Origin of the sequence: Enterococcus sp. AZ078, assembly GCF_051714985.1 — a bacterium.
Classification (GTDB): domain Bacteria; phylum Bacillota; class Bacilli; order Lactobacillales; family Enterococcaceae; genus Enterococcus_B; species Enterococcus_B hirae.
In genome coordinates this window covers 25,786-43,205 of the sequence record NZ_JBIOSW010000002.1, presented here as the reverse complement: position 1 = coordinate 43,205, position 17,420 = coordinate 25,786, and the positions used below count along the sequence as shown (strand labels likewise).

At 32.3% G+C, this 17,420-nt stretch carries 19 protein-coding genes and 1 pseudogene; all 20 read right to left on the bottom strand.

The genetic code is table 11. The features are described 5' to 3' along the window. Positions 1-2: 2 nt before the first annotated feature. Positions 3-326 (bottom strand): hypothetical protein, encoded by a 324-nt coding sequence (locus tag IGJ18_RS13875; protein ID WP_438843479.1) that lies wholly within the window; start codon positions 324-326, stop codon positions 3-5. Positions 327-399: 73 nt separating this feature from the next. Continuing rightward, the gene (locus IGJ18_RS13870) at positions 400-1,131 is read right to left on the bottom strand and encodes a hypothetical protein (RefSeq protein ID WP_438843478.1); all 732 of its coding nucleotides are present in this window, start codon (positions 1,129-1,131) and stop codon (positions 400-402) included. Positions 1,132-1,232: 101 nt separating this feature from the next. Then, positions 1,233-3,308, bottom strand: a pseudogene (locus IGJ18_RS13865) (helicase-related protein); the annotation flags it as partial. Continuing rightward, positions 3,236-3,910: a hypothetical protein gene (locus IGJ18_RS13860; RefSeq protein WP_325822016.1), complete on the bottom strand. Its 675-nt coding sequence runs from the start codon at positions 3,908-3,910 to the stop codon at positions 3,236-3,238. The pseudogene IGJ18_RS13865 and the gene IGJ18_RS13860, both read right to left, overlap by 73 nt. A gap of 13 nt (positions 3,911-3,923) precedes the next feature. Next, a complete protein-coding gene (locus tag IGJ18_RS13855; RefSeq protein WP_325822017.1) occupies positions 3,924-5,504 on the bottom strand; it encodes a DUF3991 and TOPRIM domain-containing protein in 1,581 nt (526 codons plus the stop codon). Between the two features lie 142 nt (positions 5,505-5,646). Then, positions 5,647-5,925, bottom strand: a complete 279-nt coding sequence (locus IGJ18_RS13850) for a Txe/YoeB family addiction module toxin (protein WP_325822018.1) — start codon at positions 5,923-5,925, stop codon at positions 5,647-5,649. Continuing rightward, on the bottom strand, positions 5,925-6,188 hold the full coding sequence (locus IGJ18_RS13845) for a type II toxin-antitoxin system Phd/YefM family antitoxin (RefSeq protein WP_071856132.1): 264 nt from the start codon (positions 6,186-6,188) through the stop codon (positions 5,925-5,927). Before IGJ18_RS13845 ends, IGJ18_RS13850 begins: the two co-directional genes overlap by 1 nt. A gap of 174 nt (positions 6,189-6,362) precedes the next feature. Further along, complete coding sequence (locus tag IGJ18_RS13840) at positions 6,363-6,818, bottom strand: type II toxin-antitoxin system HicB family antitoxin (protein WP_325822019.1); 456 nt, start codon at positions 6,816-6,818, stop codon at positions 6,363-6,365. Between the two features lie 36 nt (positions 6,819-6,854). Beyond that, entirely contained in the window at positions 6,855-7,037 is a 183-nt protein-coding gene (locus IGJ18_RS13835) for a type II toxin-antitoxin system HicA family toxin (protein WP_086323972.1), read from the bottom strand. A 69-nt stretch (positions 7,038-7,106) separates the two neighbouring features. Further along, a complete protein-coding gene (gene mobP2, locus IGJ18_RS13830) occupies positions 7,107-8,351 on the bottom strand; it encodes a MobP2 family relaxase (RefSeq protein ID WP_325822020.1) in 1,245 nt (414 codons plus the stop codon). 2 nt (positions 8,352-8,353) lie between these two features. Next, positions 8,354-8,902 carry a hypothetical protein gene (locus tag IGJ18_RS13825; protein WP_438843477.1) on the bottom strand — a complete coding sequence of 183 codons (549 nt, stop codon included), beginning with the start codon at positions 8,900-8,902 and terminating at the stop codon, positions 8,354-8,356. Next, positions 8,902-9,156 (bottom strand): FitA-like ribbon-helix-helix domain-containing protein, encoded by a 255-nt coding sequence (locus tag IGJ18_RS13820; RefSeq protein WP_325822022.1) that lies wholly within the window; start codon positions 9,154-9,156, stop codon positions 8,902-8,904. The genes IGJ18_RS13825 and IGJ18_RS13820 overlap by 1 nt, the downstream gene beginning before the upstream one ends. 379 nt (positions 9,157-9,535) lie before the next feature. Continuing rightward, positions 9,536-10,348 (bottom strand): hypothetical protein, encoded by an 813-nt coding sequence (locus tag IGJ18_RS13815; protein ID WP_325822023.1) that lies wholly within the window; start codon positions 10,346-10,348, stop codon positions 9,536-9,538. Then, a complete protein-coding gene (locus IGJ18_RS13810; RefSeq protein ID WP_438843476.1) occupies positions 10,341-10,742 on the bottom strand; it encodes a thioredoxin in 402 nt (133 codons plus the stop codon). The genes IGJ18_RS13815 and IGJ18_RS13810 overlap by 8 nt, the downstream gene beginning before the upstream one ends. Before the next feature lie 41 nt (positions 10,743-10,783). Then, entirely contained in the window at positions 10,784-11,398 is a 615-nt protein-coding gene (locus tag IGJ18_RS13805; RefSeq protein ID WP_325822025.1) for a hypothetical protein, read from the bottom strand. Between the two features lies 1 nt (position 11,399). After that, positions 11,400-12,701, bottom strand: coding sequence for a CHAP domain-containing protein (locus tag IGJ18_RS13800; protein ID WP_325822026.1), 1,302 nt, complete (start codon positions 12,699-12,701; stop codon positions 11,400-11,402). Next, positions 12,701-14,626, bottom strand: coding sequence for a VirB4 family type IV secretion system protein (locus tag IGJ18_RS13795; RefSeq protein WP_325822027.1), 1,926 nt, complete (start codon positions 14,624-14,626; stop codon positions 12,701-12,703). The genes IGJ18_RS13800 and IGJ18_RS13795 overlap by 1 nt, the downstream gene beginning before the upstream one ends. Next, entirely contained in the window at positions 14,601-15,203 is a 603-nt protein-coding gene (locus IGJ18_RS13790; RefSeq protein WP_226062802.1) for a hypothetical protein, read from the bottom strand. Before IGJ18_RS13790 ends, IGJ18_RS13795 begins: the two co-directional genes overlap by 26 nt. Beyond that, positions 15,193-15,495, bottom strand: a complete 303-nt coding sequence (locus IGJ18_RS13785) for a hypothetical protein (protein WP_071856124.1) — start codon at positions 15,493-15,495, stop codon at positions 15,193-15,195. Before IGJ18_RS13785 ends, IGJ18_RS13790 begins: the two co-directional genes overlap by 11 nt. 27 nt (positions 15,496-15,522) lie before the next feature. Beyond that, the gene (locus tag IGJ18_RS13780; protein ID WP_438843475.1) at positions 15,523-17,385 is read right to left on the bottom strand and encodes a pLS20_p028 family conjugation system transmembrane protein; all 1,863 of its coding nucleotides are present in this window, start codon (positions 17,383-17,385) and stop codon (positions 15,523-15,525) included. Positions 17,386-17,420: the final 35 nt, after the last annotated feature.

Below are 17,420 nucleotides of genomic sequence, written 5' to 3'. Positions count from 1 at the left end.
AATTATTTTCTCCCTTCATATTTTCTGAGTAGTTCTTGATATACTTCTTCAAATTCTTCTTTTTCCTTACTATCATATTGATCAGAATTAACCATTTCATCTATCCGCTCAAATATATATCGCTGAAAATCTAACAATTCAGGAAAAGTAGCATGTTTCAATAAATATAACTTCGTTGTTCTTCGATAAGAAGCATTTCTTTCCTTTTCTTTGTTTCTTTTACGATATTCACTATTAGCTTTTCGTTTAGCTTCACTAGTTTTATATCTCATAACATTTCTCCAGTCTTTATCATTGCTAATATTTCTATCGTTATTATTAGTCATGTAACATACTACCACTTATTATCAATAATATACCACGTATGCGTGGTATGAGCAAGGGAGAAATAAAATTTTATTATCTAGTGTATTTGATTAATTCAGAAAAATGATAAAAAGCATCCAATGTTACTCTCAATAACACTGGTTGATAATCAGTAAAAAATTTGACACTATTACACAGTGAGTCATAACTTTTTATTGCGCTCACAACAAAATATTCAAATACTGGATTATTTGAATATTGTAATAATTTTTCTGTGATAGCATCCCACATTTCTGATTCTATATAATATTCGTCAATTTCTTGACCTTGATAATTAATAAGTGATCCTTCTCTTTGACCATTATGCAAATCAATAATCACCTGAAAATAAGAATCTAGCACTTCTTCATTTTGAAGAGTAAAATTGAAAATTCTTTTATCAAAATACGCTCTTGGTGTAATAAAACAAGGAAAATCCGCTTGATAACAAGAGATATCATGAATAACCATTTCATAAATAATCTTAGAATAGGATAATACTAACATTTCTAATATCATTAAAGTTTCTTGACTATGTTTACTCATAAAAGGGAAAAACTCTTCCTGAGTCCAAGATATACCAAAATAAGATGGAGCAAAAGTTACTAGACTATAGTCATAGTACTTTAAATTCTCATAATGAAGTTTATAAATTGACTTTTCAGAAAAATATTCGTTGATACTATTCAAACGTTCACGAATTTCTTTTTCTATATTTTCTGTTTTAAAATACAACTCTTCTTTTAAAATTTTGTTGATTTGATTATTATAATTTGTATTTTTCATCATTAATCTTCTCTCTTTCACATAATAATTATCTAAAAAATCTTTCCTCATCTAAATCTTAGTAATATAACAATATGAAATAGATAAGGAAAGATATAGGTTTATCTACTTTGTTCTAAACCTAAATTTTTAAAGTTTGTAGCCAATGGTTCTGATATTTCTACTGTTGCTTGCTGAGAGTTCGACGAAGTTTTTTCTCTCATTTCTAATGATAAATTTAATGCAGTTTGTCTTTCTAATAACTCATTTAATACTTCCTCTTTCTCAAAAGGTTTTAAGACTTGTTGTTCTGCTTGGTTCATTTTCTTAATCAAATTGTCCTTTTCATTTTTCAAATCATTTATTTTATCAGGTAAAGTTTTTAATACATTGGTCATTCGAGTAAATGTCCCTTTTCCATTCTTTTCGATTGCAACAGCATAGCTTCGTTCTCTTTCTAATGAAACAACCATCTGTCCAAATCTAGAAACCTCTAATTTAATGCTGAAACCATAAAATTCGCCTATTTCCTTTCCTTGCTCAAGCTCTGTCTGAAGTATTGTATTAAAAACCTCTAACGCTTCTGATCTATCAGTATATTGGTTTCCTAACAGCTTTATTGAAAAGTCACTATTAATAATACTTGCTACCCACTCATTATCTTGAATAGTTTTTTCTAAATTCATTTGAATTTCTTCTAATTCTTTTGGATATACACTTTCTAAATTTTGAGTTAATGTTAAACGATTAGATTGCCAATCACTTTTCTGCAATTGAAGATTCATTACTTCTCTGTCAATAGTCATCTTCTCTACCAACATCGGATTATTTGTTGCTAAAGCTTTTGCTTCAGCTGCATCCAATGTAGATTGATCAATATCATCCGCACTACGAGCAATACTTTTTCCAGTCATTATTTGGTTGATAAACTTCAACTTGTTTTCTTGTGTTTGCCAAAGATAAGAATCAAAGGAATTTTTCGCAACATATCGGTAAATTTGAACTTCTGAATTCTCATTTCCTTGACGAATTCCTCGCCCATCTCGCTGAGTCAGATCACTTGGTCTCCAAGGTACATCTAAATGGTGTAAAGCAATTAACTTATCTTGAATATTTGTCCCTGTACCTAATTTTTCAGTACTTCCAAGAATCACTCGAACTTCTCCATGACGAACCTTGTCGAATAATTCTTCACGTTGTCTATCATTTTTAGCTGAATGAATAAAGGCAATTTCTGCTTCGGGAATTCCTTTTTCAATAAGTATCCGTTTCATTTCATCATATACATTAAATTTATTAGGATTAGGAGTACCATAATCAGAAAATATAATCTGTGTCGATTGTTTTTCCAATGTATCTTGCCATATTTCATATACTTTTTCAGAACATTTATATAACTTACCTCCTGTGTATACAGGTGCTTCTGGATCAAGCAAACGAGCATCAATAGCCATTAATTTGACTTCATTGGTTAGCTTTAACATATTATCTTCTCGTGGATCTACATCTCCTAAACGAATATTATCCGCACGTTCTGCCAATTCCATCATCTTCTGTTCTTGAAACTCACTCGGCTCAGAAACAATTAATTGAGGTTTCCCATTAGCTATATCTGGAACAGGAAGTTTTAACATATCACTTGTTTGGATATCAGCTATTAAATGAAAAGAACTCATCAACTCAGGTAAATTATGAAATTTTGCAAATCGACTCTTCATTCTAAATCCACTACCTTCTGGATTGATTTCTGGAGCAGTGACAACTTCTCCAAATGTTGACGCCCATCGATCAAAAGTATATAAATCCATTCTAGCCAACTCTTCAGGCTGTAAATAACGTTGCATTGTATATAACTCACTCATAGAATTAGAAATAGGCGTACCTGTTGCAAAAACCACCCCACGCCCCTGGAACTTTTCTAACATATACTGACATTTCATATACATATCAGTAGCTCGTAAACTATTAGAAGTATTAACTCCTGCTACATTTGACATCTTCGTATACGTATAAAGATTTTTGTGAGAATGTGCTTCATCTACAAACAAAAAATCGACTCCTAACTCTTCAAAAGTTAACAGTCGATCTTTATAGTCTTCATTTTGTAAAGACTTTAATTTCTCTCTTAATCGTTTTTCAAAACTAACCATTTGTTTAAGACTCCATGATTCCCCGCTTTCACTTTTTTCCAGCTGTATTCTGGATCTCCTACTAGCGGAGAAACACACTCAATATAATCCTTCCATCTTGGCAACTGACCAAGCTTATATTTCAACATAAATTCGCTAACTTCTTCTACAGAAGAAATAGATATTACTTCTTCCTTGCGTCTTTTATTATACTCTTCTACAATTCCATTCCAAAGGCTATCTGGTGCATCTTCAGAAGAAGAAAAAGCCCAATCTGTTACCTTCTTAAATTGAAGATCATCCATAAGCCAGACTGGAAAAGAAAAATCTTTCCCAGTAGTTTGCGACACATCAAAAAGATTCACATGATAAAATAAGCCATTTTCTTTTTGGTGAAGAACCTTAATTGCTTTTGAGCCACGAGTCACTGACCGACCAATAGACTTCCATGTATTGAAATCAGCTAAGAATTTTGCATTTGGATTTTGCCCATAAGCAAATAACACACTTTCTAGATCATATTTATATAGCTGACTACTAAATTCTAAAAACTGTAATATTTCCAGCTCATTGTTTGTAACTTGCTTTAATATTTGCTTGTACAATGTAGATAAATTTTGATACATCGTATTCTGATTATTATCCTTATTCCAGCGATCTAATAAACCCATATTTCTTTCCTCCTCATCGACTCATCATAAGAGTTTCTTGTTTTTTTCTCTCAGGTGTTTTTTCAATTTGATATTTGATACGATCTTCTTTATCTACCGCTTGGAATCCATAATTTTTCACTAAAATAGCAGCTTCTTTTAGAGAATCTGCTTCAAAAAATGGATCATTGAACTGCGCATCTTGAGATATTGCAATATATTTTTTACGTTCTTCGTCTTTGAATATCTTCATTCGTTCCTTCCCATTTCGTTCATAAACTGCTTCCAGTAACCTAGCTTCCTGTTGAACAAAAATTTTATATTTCAATGCATCATTCCAATCTTTAATAGTTCCTTCAGTAGGTCGATAGCCAAGATTCTGATAATCTTCATAATAGGTACTAACTTTCTCATGTAGCCCACGTAGTTCTATAGGGTTCATTCCTTCATCAATACGAAATAATTTTTGGAAATCATATTCGCCTGACTCTCTTCTTATTTGGGCTAACTTTTGTCCCACTTTCTTACTTTCTAAAACAATGTCCATATTTTCTCCTGAGAAGTATTCCTTTATGTTCCATGAATTAGCAACCTTTCCTTCTTCACTAAAATTTGTCAGTGCTTTATGAGTCGCTGCAATTGCAAGCCAGTCTACCTGATAAACTTTTGCGGCTTTTTGATATATTGAAATATTCTTTTTCGGAATATCTAAGTCATTAGGAATTAGTTTTTTAAATTTTATTTCTTGTTTTGTTTCATTAATTACATAAGATAATTTAGATAAATTATCGAAAAAACGGTGACCTGCAGGATCATTGTCAACACCCAAATAAACTCCTTCATATGGAAGCGCACCTTTAGCTATATACATTTGAGAAATAAACTTATAAACAGACTGTTCTTTCAACCCATCCATGGAAGCCAACATACAATTCTCTAATTGCGGATTCATTGACCAATAACTTAGCATGTCAATTGGTGCTTCAAAAACATATAACTTATTAGGTGTTCCTATCGTTAAATTAAAACCAAAATTAGGTTCACTATTTCTAGCAATTCCTTTAAAACGTCCATGTTCATATTTTTGTGGATTATATTCTGTTCCAATAACAGAAGCACCTACTGCTTTTCCAGTATCAGACCAGACAAATACAGCTCTTTTATATTTATCTTCTTGAATAAATCCTTTTTCATGTAAAACTGAAACTAATGTTTTCGATAATTTCCGCTCATTAACTAAATAATTACTCACCTCAGAGAAGCTGGTATTATGCTTAAAATAATATTTGAAAGGTTCTTTTGGTTTTGGCGTTGTTTCTACTCTAGTTAATTTATCATGTCGTTCCTGTGTTAAATAATTGAGTGCTTCTAAGTGACTCATATCATAGAAACGACAGACAAATTCAATTACATCCCCTTGAACAACTTTTCCATTTTCAATTTGCGAATTCCAATAAAAATAATTTTTTCTTTTATCAATCATCAAACTGTCATGCTCCACACCTTGAGCAAAGTTCCTCATATCAATATATTCCATTCCTTGGTCATCCATCACTGACGTAATAGATACTTTTTTAGCTTCAGCTAAGATTTCTTTATATTCATTATTTTTCATGACTGTATTTCCTCCAAATAAAAAAGAAGCGAATAGTTTCCTATCCACTTCTCGTAGTCAAAAAATATTTATATTTTAAACTAAAAAAAGAGAAACGAAATAATCGCTTCTCTTCTTTATTGCCATCACTATTTGATTCTTTTCACTTTTGATATATCTCGTAATGTGTCCACGCTGAATAAATCTCTACCAGTTTCTCATCTTCATTTACCTTATAAACCACTCTGTGTTGCCTATTTAATCTTCTTGAATACCGACCTTCATGTGTAGGTTTCAGTTTCTCAAATGATTGAGTAGGAAGATAAGGATCTTCTTTTAAAGTTTGGATAACTTTTTCAAACTGAGATTTCAGATTAGATTGTTTGATCTTCTTCAAATCAGCTTTAGCTGAATTTTTGATTTTTACAGAATAGTTACTCATTATAGATTATCCCAATCAATCTCATCAATATCAGTAAAGCCGCTATTATCTTTTTCACGCTCTCGAACAACATTTAAAGTACCTGTTTGTTCAAGAAATAGCGTTTCTTGAATTGCTCTCCAATCATCCAAACCAATAAGTACTGCATTGTTTTCACTTCGTTCACTAATGATTTCAATTTCCCTATGATTTTCATTGACATCTTTTAACAACTTGTAAAAATCTTTTCGTGCGGAACTAGGATTCAAGACTGTGTTTGCCATATTTATCCCTCCTTTATTCCTTTCATCGTAACGTACTTAATTAAGTACGTCAATATTTGTGCAAAAAATTAGCAAGAATAAATCATGTTTCTCTGTCAAATCATTCACGATTTTATCACTTTCTTTATCTCTCATAACAAAACAATCGCTTCTCTTTTTATTTCTATAACTAATTTATACGTTTAATTTCTTTTCCATAATCGCTTCAGTTAAAGTCTTTGAAAAATTCAATTGTAAATCTTTTCCAAGCTTATCTGCCCACTTAGGAATAGTTAACGTTTTTTTTACAGGATCGTTGTTGCTGAGATACTCTGATAAATCAACACTTACCATAGAAATAAACGATTTTTCAGAATCATACTCTAAAGTAAAATCTTCATCTTCTTTAAATGGATTATTACCTTCCAAAGATAACGAACTAATTAGAGAAGGGATTGGCAACTCACGTTCTTCTTCAATATCATCAGCTAACAAAATGCCTAAATAATCAGAAGCCATTTCCAAAGCTTCAGAGATCGTAGAACCACTCGTCCCACCTGTATTTGGAAAATCTGGAAAGAAAACAGAAAAACCAGGTTCATAATTCTCAGTATTTTCGAAATAAAATAAAGCAGGATAAGAAACAAGCATCATTCATTCTCCTTTCTTTACTAAAGCAAAGCAGAGTTACTTTAACCCCGCTTGCTTCAAGATACCGTGTTCTGTTCCCTTGGGTAATTTCTTGGGAACAATAATCGGTCGGCTCACTCCAGGAAATTTCACTTTTACATGAGATCCTTTCCCACCTTTGACTTTAACGCCACCGTGTTCCAGTAGGAGCTTTACCATTTCATTTTGTGTCATTGGCATGTGCACTATACCTCCTGACAACAAAATTATAACACGTGTAACACGTATTGCAAATAAATTCGTCTATTATTAACGACTTAATCCTTGTTCTTGCTGCTCTCTTTCTCTCATATTTTTTAAGTAAATCTGTTGATTTTTGATACTTTGAAAATCTTTCTGAAGTGCTTTTTTTACCTTAGATAAGTCAATATTTTTTGAGTGAATATCACTTCTTTTTTGATATTGATTTTCCATTAATTTATTCCAATCTACTGAAGTACTCTTGGTTGGAATTTCATTTTCTTTTTTATTTTGTTCAGACATTTCCTTTAATAAGGCATTACCTAAACGAGTATATAATTCTTTATTTTTATTCGTTTTAAAATCTTTTGCTCGCTGAAATTCTTTTGTTCCCTCTCCGTACAAATTCATATAGAAAGCAACATTTTCATCTAATAGATTTTGGAGTTCTTTATATCCTTCTTTTTCATAAGCATTCAGGTAAGTTGAAATAAATCGATCAATTGTTGGTCGAATATCATTTAAAACATTCATATTATATTTCCATTTACCTCGATCTGGTGGTAAAGATTCGTAAATCTTATTGTACAAATAATTCAGTTCTGTATCTGGTAGATATCTCATATTTCCTTTATAGTTACCAAGTTGTGTCCGAATCATTGAAGATATTTTTGCCAAAGGTTGGTCTCTATCCAGCAATTGACTCATTACTTGACTTCTGAAGCGATCCACATTTCTTTTTGATCGATATCCTTTTCTTGCTTCGTATGTTGATCCGTCCTTTCTTGTAAAAGTTCCATATTCTCTAGTAGGTTCTGGCTCGACAATCGCAATATGCACATGGATATGGTGTATCTCATTGTAATGAATTGCCGCCGTCCATACTGCACTATTTCGAAGATTTTCAGCTTTCAATTGTTCATTCATTGCAACTCGAATAGCGTTCATAATTTTTTCTTCATTCAATATTTTAGCTTTTGGATCATATAGTCCCACTTCAATTAGCCAATTCGTATCAAAGCTAACCACATCTTGCCACATCAATGAATCATTTTTTTGTGCCTGACGAAATAATTTTTTGACAGTATTTCTTTCTTCTTTAGATAGACGGTTCTTATTTGCAGTAAATAATCCCGAAGACTTTTCAGGATTTTCCATGTAATGATTATAACCATCACTTTCTAAAATATTATACTGTTGAAATTCTTTTGATCTAGTTGCTTCGTCACGATCAATATAATTAATATACTTCTGAAATTTTTTGTTGTTGGACATTACAAATTTCCACTTAGTTACGATTGCTGCTTGAACCATTTTTAGCTAATCCAATCTGAAAAAGTCTCTTGCACTTCATTGCCATCAGACAAATTTATGCTTTCTTTTTTCTGTAAAATTTTTTCTGTATTTGACAAAGTAGAATCATCCGAATCCGTCAATAATGATTCACTTCTGCTACGTTTCTTAGCTGCTAACTCTTTATAATATTTGCCAACCTCATTCATTGCTTTTTCCATAGGCGGAGTAACTAATTCACTCATTGGTAAATAATTAGTTACATCATTGTCAAAGTTATAGCTATTCCATAAGTGAAGAAGAGTTCGAGCGCTTTTCTCGGCATCTCCACTTCTTAACAGGGTAAAATGAACTTCTTTTTGAATTTTTTCCAATTGATTGGATAAATCTTTGTGCATAGAGGATAAATTATCTACCATTGCCTTATACATCTCATGCTCTCTAAAAATTTGTTCTATAGCTTGATAGACAGGCCGCTTTTTTTCACCTTGTTTTGATAAATATGGTTCTAAATAAGCCCACCCATAATCAGATTCATCTGCTTCTCTCATATTGATTTCTACACGTCTCATTAGTCAACCACCTTTGCTATTTGAATAAATTCATTTAATACTTTAGTATTTTGATTTAAAGCTGAAATCATATTTTGAGAGACCTCTTCAACCAGATTCTCATATTTTTTATTCAGCCCTTCCACCTCAACATACATCACATGGTGATCTAATAATCGACGAACATATTCTTCTCTTGATTGACTACTTTGTTTTGCTAACTCATCAAGAGCAGCTACTGTTTTTGCAGGTATGTTTCTAACAATTATATCCATAAAACTATCAAATCCTTTATCAAAAATTTCAAAACAAAGTATTCCGAACTTGTTCGGAGTAATTTAAAATCCCCGACTTTGTGAAACAAAGTCAAAGGGATTTTAAAAGAGCATAAGGGAAACCTGCTATCATAAATGATAGAAACCGCAGTGCGGTTTGGTTTTAGAGTGATATCATAAAACATTGTGAACCCGTCTATAAACCAGTTTGATTTTAGCACCCAGTCGGGTGATACACAGGTCATTTTTAACCAAAAACCATCATAACCGGCTTTAAACAGGGCGTATTTTCCTCCATTTTTCTTCTAAAAAGACCAATTTTTTTCAAAATATGACACATAACCGGTTACTTAGAGGGTCTGTTTTTCATTCAAGAAAACTAATTTTGTAGCTCTTGTTTTCGCTCATTCAGTTTTTCTAGTTTAGAATGCAGTTCTGTATCATTCTCTTTTAGAGTAGAAACTTCTTTTTCAATCGTTTGAATTTGGCTCTTATTCTGTTCGATAGTTTGCTCAACTTCCTCTTGTTCTTTCGGTGTCTTGTCATTCAATGATTCTTCTAAATTCTTATTTACTTGTTCAATTTTTTTAATAGATTCTTTATGATTTTCAACTAACTTAGCACTCTTCTCTAAATCAGATTTTACCTGATCAATCTCAAAATTAATCGCTGTTAATTCATAAGATTCTTTTGAACGACTATTATTATATAGTTCCTTTGTAGTGCTATCTTCCCTAGTAAAATATAATTTTTGAGTATCAGTTAATGAATCAATATTTACATTTTTAGGATAAATACTAACAGTTAATTTTTCCCATTTATCTGGTAAATCTTTTATTTTAACCACGTACAATTCATCTGAAATTTGATCCATTTTAATCTTATATTTAGTTCTGTCACTACGATTCTGTTTAGCAGTAACTTTCAATTCATCAAGTACATTTGAACTATTTATAGGAGATAAAAATGAAAAAACTAAAGTCTCATTTTTAGGATAATAATTCTTTTCTACTAGTTGAATCGTTCGCATATCGACAGATATTTCTTCTCCAATCTTTGTTGATTTTGTCTCCGTTTGGGGTTGTATCATCAAACTACTTCCAAAAAAGAAAAGAAAAACACCAATAATAATCACGACCATTTGTTGGTATTTTTTTCGTTCATTTTTTCTCAATGAAACTTTATTAACCACTTATTCCACCTCCATTTTTAACTTCGTATTTGAAATAGTGAAATAACTTTTTTAACTCGTTTCCTGCATATTTTTTGTCCTTTCGTACCACTGTTGGCACACTTTTTAAATCATACTTTTGAATATATTGACGATTGAACGACTGGTTCATATTAACAAAAACCAAATCATTATTTATAAAATTATGAATGTACAATAGGGGAAAAAGTTGTCTGCATTCAGAACAATCATCACGATAAAACACAATTGTTTTATTAGGATAGTCATTCAAAACTACAGGAGCAGCCTTCTGTTCAAACCTTCTCATTTGATAAGTAAATATCGCTAATGAACAACTTATAACAGCAACTATTAATAAAATAAATTGCCATTTTCTATCTATTTTTTTCTTCATTCTGTGACCCTTCATCTATAAATAAATTTCACTTCTCTATACTACAAGATAGAAATTTCTCCAATATTATTTAAGTCAATGACCTTTTTTAACTTAGGATCAAACATAATTTTATACATAAAATTTCCTTCTTGTTTATTACTATCTGCAATAGAAAGCGAGTATTTTACTAGTACTAATGCTGTCAATTTTTCATCGTCAGAAGACATTCTATAGACCTGTGGTTTTCCCTCTAGTTGGGAAATTGTGGTCACGGTTGTTGTTAATTGATTCGTATTTTTTGAAAAGAGTTTATCTAATGTCGCATCATTGGCATATTGCTTTGCCTTGTCTTTTCTTGCTGAAATACTATCTGCTTTTTCGTCTGTATCATAATTGTATACACAGCTAAATAAGTTGTTTGTAACGTCTAATAAAGACTCATTTGCAGAACCTTTTTTTTCTTTATTTAAAGAATCATACTCTTCTGATAGATGATCGTATTCATTTGTTAACTTTCCGTTATTATTTTTTAACTCGATATTTTCTTGTCGTAAACTTTCTATTTTTTTCGCTTTTTCCTGATTGCTATTTACTAACCAAAATAAGCTAGAAAGAACAATCAACGCTACTAATACAGAAAATATTACTCTTATATTTATCGAAATTTCTCTCAAGTTATTTTCCCCTTCCTTGAATAAATTCGACTTGCGAAGCTGTTTCTTTGTCAATAACACGCCACGATCTTGTCCCAGAACCAGGACTGACTACATTCGTTTCACTGACTAACATACTGCCATCAGGATTTACATATTCAACTACTGCAACATGTCCATACGGAGGGGTTGAACCAGCTAATCCTCCACGAAAACTTGCCGCCCAACCAACTTGCGGTTTTCCTTTAACAACCGTATAACCTCTTGCTTTTGCTGTTTGTCCCCATGATCCTCCATTACCTCCATCACCAGAAAACCATTCAATAGGACTACCAATTTGAGCCATTCGATTATATGCTCCCCAAGTACATTGTCCCATTGGATACTGGTTTCCAGCATAATTGTTATTGTCTGGTTCTGGCAATGTTAGCTTACCTTTATACTCAGGTGGAACATCTAAAGTTGGAGCAGAATTAGTGCCTATTACTTGATCTGAAGTATCTGAAACAACCACACAATTGTTTGATTCACTATCAGAATTATCCTCTCCTGGTTTGGGAATATCGACTCCTATATCAGGCAAAGAGCCACTTTTTTTGTACGGAGAAGCCCCATATTTTTTGATTGCTTCTTGATCAATCCACTGATATTTCTTACCCAGCGAATTATAAGTACTAATCAATTTAACTAAATAGTTAGGATCTGTTGCCCACCCCCCTTTAAATATGGCAGTTAATGCACTGACCCCATCAGTATTGTTAATCGCTCCAGTGTATAATGTTTGATGAGCCACAAACTCAGCTTTACCCACAATTCCCGCACTATAATTTTTAAACCAAGTATATGCACCACCTGTATTATCCCCAACCGAAGTTCCTGGTTTTGTTCCAGTAATATCGACAGAATCTTCTCCAAAGGTTGCTAAAGTGATAGGGAAATCTTCTTTCTTAGACGTTTTTACACCGCCCATGTTATGAGCTTTCCAAAAAGAAGTGCCATTCGGATTCGTAAAATTAAACCCATTTTCAACCATTGTTTGCGCAATAGAAGCTGAAGGTAAAAAACCTCCAGCTTTCCAAGATAATATATATGCGTCCTTATGTTGTTTAATAAAATCGTCAATCGAAACTGGCACTTGTCCGCTTTCTTCACTCGTACTATTAGTCATCGCATTAGGGATACAATTATTACTTGATTGAGACATATAAAATATTGATAAAGAAGAAATGATAATGATCAATAACAAGCCTATGAGAAGAAAATTAGATAGAATGAATGGGATTAAATACTTCTTTAAAAGTAATTTTTTTATTTTCTCTCCCATTAAGCTCCTCCATTAAACAGTGCTAATTCTTCATCAGTCACTTGGAAAGTCATTTGAATATTCTGGTCTCCGGCGATACTCATAATCCCTTGAGAACCTCCTACCTCTTTGCTCGTTTGAAATTGTGCCATCATTTCATACTCAGTATCTGTAAAAATATTCCCAAAGATATTTCTTAAAAAGTTTAATGACGTAACATCCTGCCGTAATAAGATTTTATATTGTGTTAAACCAAATATTTCTTTCAATTTATTAGCTGCTTCTACCATTTCTTTATCCTGAGCATTATCCGCATTAGGAAACATTCTTTCTACACGTTGTGTAGCCAAAGCAATCCCTATAAATAATTTACGAGCTTCTGACATTAACGTAACAAACCATTTAGCTGCATAAGCTTTTTCGATGTTTAAAATATTGTGACATTCATCAACGATAATTAAACAGCGAATAATATCCCACCAATTTTGTTGCTTTCGATCAAATAAATCTTTTTGTCTCTTACCTATTCTAGTAACATTTCCCATAATGTTATTAAGAGCAAGAAATAGCTGACAGTCAAAAACTTCTGAACCTAATTTAGATACTCCTTCAATATCAAAAAATACAATTTGATTTTCTCCAAGATCAGGAACAGAGGTTTTACCATCAAATATTTGTTTATATTGTTTCGTCAAAGGTTTCATTGTTATTCGGATTGAATGAATATGGTTTCTCATATCTTCAGAACAAGTCGATTCTATTTTGTCTAAGTATGCGATAAAATCACTTGCTGTAGGATACTCTTCGTTAGAAAGAGCCGTAATATCAATTGATTCATCGTCTTTCCAAATTCCAAAATCGATAAAAAAATCCCAAACTACGTCTTCAAAAACACTGATCAGTTCATCAGAAGCTTTTTTGTTACGTATTTTAAATAAAATCCCTAACATAGATATATGTTGAGTAAACGATCCTCTAATATCCACTATATAAGAATCATCTTCTGTCTTTTTAGATACAAGAGGATACACTTGAAACATATTCAAAATACCTCCTGATCCATCTAAAGGAATCGATACTCCACCATATTCTTGTACCACATTCAAGAATTCTCCTGACTTATCAAAACCTCGTATAAAGTTCCCTTTAGCAGCATTATCTCTAAGCAATTTCTTTAATACTGTAGATTTACCAGAACCCATATCTCCAGAAAGAAAGAGGTTATAATACAATCTTTTCGGGCTTTTATAAAACATATCCCAATAGACTGTTCCTCCAGTTCGTGTCACTCCGTAATAAAAACCTGTTTCATCATCTAAAAATGTTTGATTATGTGCAAAACCAAGCCCTAGTGCTTCAGCTTGAATATCCATACCCTCACGTCGATTGCGAAGTTTTCTTTGTTCTGCCATTGGTAAAAATAAAGACTGCCATTCTTCTTTTTGTTCTCCTAAAAATACCGTAGCTTTATAACCGTCCGAATCCAGTTTTTTCAGTATAGAATTAACTTGTTTTTCTAAAGCTTCTAAAGTAGGTTGACTGCAAAAAATTCTAAAAGCAACTTTCTTAATTTGCTCACCTTGATTTTTCATACTTAAACTTAAATGTCTCAAAATATTTATTTCTGAATCTAACTCGTCTTGTTCAGTTATATTTGCTTTTCTTTGCCTTGCTGTAAGTTCTTGAATCGTTTCACTTACCCCACTTTGGTAGAAAATACTATCATCAGTACGAGAATCTTTCATAACAATTACATTTTCTATATCAGTTAAATCCATTAACCAAAATTCTGACATAATAGTTGGAGTTTCAAATACATGTATAGTAGTACGATAACCGTCACCGAATCGATTAAAAAAGTCTTCTTTTACTGAGATTCCACCTTTTGGTTGTGTATCGTAAATAAATTGAATATCTGGATCAACCATTTTCTTTTTTATCTTCATAGATTTCAATTCCTCCTGTATTGTTCAATAGATACAAGATTTTTTTTACATATTCTTTATCTAATAATTTCAGTTGAAAAAGATTATCAAATCGTTTCAAACTAGTAATATTTTCTTCTAACTCATTAATACTTCTTCCATAAATGACAATATAAGAAGTCAGCTTTTTATATTTCTTCTCAATATATTTCAATTTTTCTAATTCTGTTTGAAGAATCCGCATCTGATTCAAATTTTTTGACTGATCTCGCTTATATTTGACATACCTTTGTTGTCTCTGGTTCTCTTCTGGAAAATTCATAAATAATTCTTTGACTGAATTGCCGTATTGCTTTTGAAATGCCCAATAATTATCCGTAACAAAATCAGCTTCTTTTTCATCTAATAACTCAAGATCATATTTTTTTGTATCAAAAAAGGCCGCGTACCAACGCTGGCCTCTTATTTTTAATTTGACATAGTTTTCTTCAGTAATACCTGCTACAGGATATACTTTAGTTAATCGTTCAATTTCTCGCTTTACCTTTCGTGATTTTTGCTTTTCTTGTTCTTTCTTTTCTAGCGAGTCAAATTTCATGTTCTTCCTCCTTTGGTAGAGTAATTGCATGATAAATTTTTCGATCTTTTAACAATACTTGAAGAGCCACTTGGTAATTCTTTTTAGCATGTATCCCACTAGGCGAAAATAATAAGTATAATGTTATTGGAAAAGCCATAACATAGGGAATTCTCAAAAATTCTGTTATAAAATTTTGAGAAAGAATTCCTAAAAATGGGCTTGCTATAATCATTAATACATCTTTCATATCAAACTTTCCTTGCTTGATATCGGTAATTGCTTCTTTAGGTCTAGCAACTTGTTTTCTCATTTTTCCCCTTCTTTCTGCTCTTATAAATTAGTCTCTAAATGAATCTTTGACACGTTTACTTGTTGCTTTAGATACATCATATACTTTGCGTGAACGAGTCATTGTTGACCCATGATAAATATTTCTAGCAGTGTCCGCATATTTGTTTACTATTTTATCTCCCAATGTTTCTGTATCAACTGGTCGTGGTTGCATATCACGTTGTAATTGTGCTTTTGCTTCTTGAACATGCTTAGGTAATTGATCTCCTGATACTTTTGGTGGCAATGGAATGGCCGATTTTCCATCTAACGCTTGACGAGCCTTAGAAGCATTTGAAATATTTTTTAGTTTCTGATATGGATTGATTCCCATTTTATCAAAGGCTTCTTTATTCCTTTTCGCCTGATCCTTCATTCCCTTATGAGATAACGGAGCTTTAGGAGTAGACAGATTCTTAATTGCTTCAGGAACTGTTCCAATCTTTTCATTATCTGGTGAGTTGAATCCATTAGAATCCACACCTTGCACTCCATTAGCAGAAGATAAAGGCATGACTCCTTTATTACTAGCTGTTCCATCGGCTACTCCTTCATTAGCACCAGGTACATTGCTTCCAGTAGGGTTGGCTGTATTGTTTTCAGACGTTTCACTACGATTATTTAGATTTGATAAACCAGAAATTCCATCACTTGATCCATTAGGAATTTCTGGCTTAGATTGTGATTTACCAGAAAATCCATCTAGCGCACCTTTAGCAGCTGCTCCAGTATAGGCAGCACCTCTAACAACTCTCTTACTTGCTCCTGCAGCTTTAGAAGCCACTGACTTAGTGGCACTAGCTATTTCAGAACCTGTTCTTCTAAGCGCTGATCCTCCTTGAACTCCAGCAATAATTGTTCTTCCCACACTTGAAAGTCCAGCATCAATTCCAAATAGTTGTTCAATAAAGTTCGGGCCATCAATTACTAACCAAGCTCCTCCTGCTACAGCAATTGGTTTTACTAATGACGATAAAGAAGAATCTGCAACAAAAGCACTCCAAATATCAAAGAAATTAATCATAAACATCATTAGATATAAAACAATAAATGTATCTCTAATTTTAATTGCCAGTTGGCTATTTCGTTGACCATTCTTTATATCTGTTAAAGAAATACCACTTGTTATAACATAGAGTAGCCCAAGTTCATTTATAAGCTTCGCTGTTTTGAATATGACAAAAGCATATACAACACCTTTTGTTATTAACTCAATCGCAATCAACCAAGGGTGCCAAGAATATCGATAATAAGTAAGATCATGAGTAAACCAAAAACCCTTCATTTTTATTTCTTCAAATTTCCCATCAACTTTAATCAACCTTTTAGTAAGTAATTTTCTTCCTTCTTGTGATAGTGGCGAAGAACTAAGCCAACCACCTTCTGTATCCACTTTCTCACTTATATCTAAAACTTCCACATCACTTTTATCTTTAATATCATTTTGAGTATTTGTACTTTTCCAACCATTTTTATCAACTGTATATAAATCAGTAATATTATTCTTAAAAGTCTGAACACTAGCGGCCTCTTTTCCTTGTAAAACATTCACACCAGCAGTTGTTAGTTCTGCTCCCTGTTGCATTGCCCAGGGCAAAACAAAGAAAATCGTAAGTGCTAAAACAATATTATTGATTATCCTATCTCTTTCTAGTTTCCGATTCACAATCAATTGCCAACCAAAATAAGCAAGTGCTACAGTTGCTAATGCCCAAATAATAGGTTGATACTTATTGATAAAATCTTTAACAGGTTCGTAATTGTAAAAATTCATTAATTGATAAACTTCTTTAGCAGCTCCCGAAAGACTATCAATTACCCATGCTAAACCTTTCAGTACTGTATAACTAATACTTCTAATTGGATCCATCCAAAACGAAGCAATATGAAGCAAATCTTGAAATT

Bases quoted from the DNA above. Each gene is read 5' to 3' on its own strand.
- IGJ18_RS13875 (WP_438843479.1), bottom strand. From the start codon at position 326: ATGACTAATAATAACGATAGAAATATTAGCAATGATAAAGACTGGAGA.
- IGJ18_RS13870 (WP_438843478.1), bottom strand. From the start codon at position 1,131: ATGAAAAATACAAATTATAATAATCAAATCAACAAAATTTTAAAAGAA.
- IGJ18_RS13860 (WP_325822016.1), bottom strand. From the start codon at position 3,910: ATGGGTTTATTAGATCGCTGGAATAAGGATAATAATCAGAATACGATG.
- IGJ18_RS13855 (WP_325822017.1), bottom strand. From the start codon at position 5,504: ATGAAAAATAATGAATATAAAGAAATCTTAGCTGAAGCTAAAAAAGTA.
- IGJ18_RS13850 (WP_325822018.1), bottom strand. From the start codon at position 5,925: ATGAGTAACTATTCTGTAAAAATCAAAAATTCAGCTAAAGCTGATTTG.
- IGJ18_RS13845 (WP_071856132.1), bottom strand. From the start codon at position 6,188: ATGGCAAACACAGTCTTGAATCCTAGTTCCGCACGAAAAGATTTTTAC.
- IGJ18_RS13840 (WP_325822019.1), bottom strand. From the start codon at position 6,818: ATGCTTGTTTCTTATCCTGCTTTATTTTATTTCGAAAATACTGAGAAT.
- IGJ18_RS13835 (WP_086323972.1), bottom strand. From the start codon at position 7,037: ATGCCAATGACACAAAATGAAATGGTAAAGCTCCTACTGGAACACGGT.
- mobP2 (WP_325822020.1), bottom strand. From the start codon at position 8,351: ATGGTTCAAGCAGCAATCGTAACTAAGTGGAAATTTGTAATGTCCAAC.
- IGJ18_RS13825 (WP_438843477.1), bottom strand. From the start codon at position 8,902: ATGAGACGTGTAGAAATCAATATGAGAGAAGCAGATGAATCTGATTAT.
- IGJ18_RS13820 (WP_325822022.1), bottom strand. From the start codon at position 9,156: ATGGATATAATTGTTAGAAACATACCTGCAAAAACAGTAGCTGCTCTT.
- IGJ18_RS13810 (WP_438843476.1), bottom strand. From the start codon at position 10,742: ATGAAGAAAAAAATAGATAGAAAATGGCAATTTATTTTATTAATAGTT.
- IGJ18_RS13800 (WP_325822026.1), bottom strand. From the start codon at position 12,701: ATGGGAGAGAAAATAAAAAAATTACTTTTAAAGAAGTATTTAATCCCA.
- IGJ18_RS13795 (WP_325822027.1), bottom strand. From the start codon at position 14,626: ATGAAGATAAAAAAGAAAATGGTTGATCCAGATATTCAATTTATTTAC.
- IGJ18_RS13790 (WP_226062802.1), bottom strand. From the start codon at position 15,203: ATGAAATTTGACTCGCTAGAAAAGAAAGAACAAGAAAAGCAAAAATCA.
- IGJ18_RS13785 (WP_071856124.1), bottom strand. From the start codon at position 15,495: ATGAGAAAACAAGTTGCTAGACCTAAAGAAGCAATTACCGATATCAAG.
- IGJ18_RS13780 (WP_438843475.1), bottom strand. From the start codon at position 17,385: ATGGATCCAATTAGAAGTATTAGTTATACAGTACTGAAAGGTTTAGCA.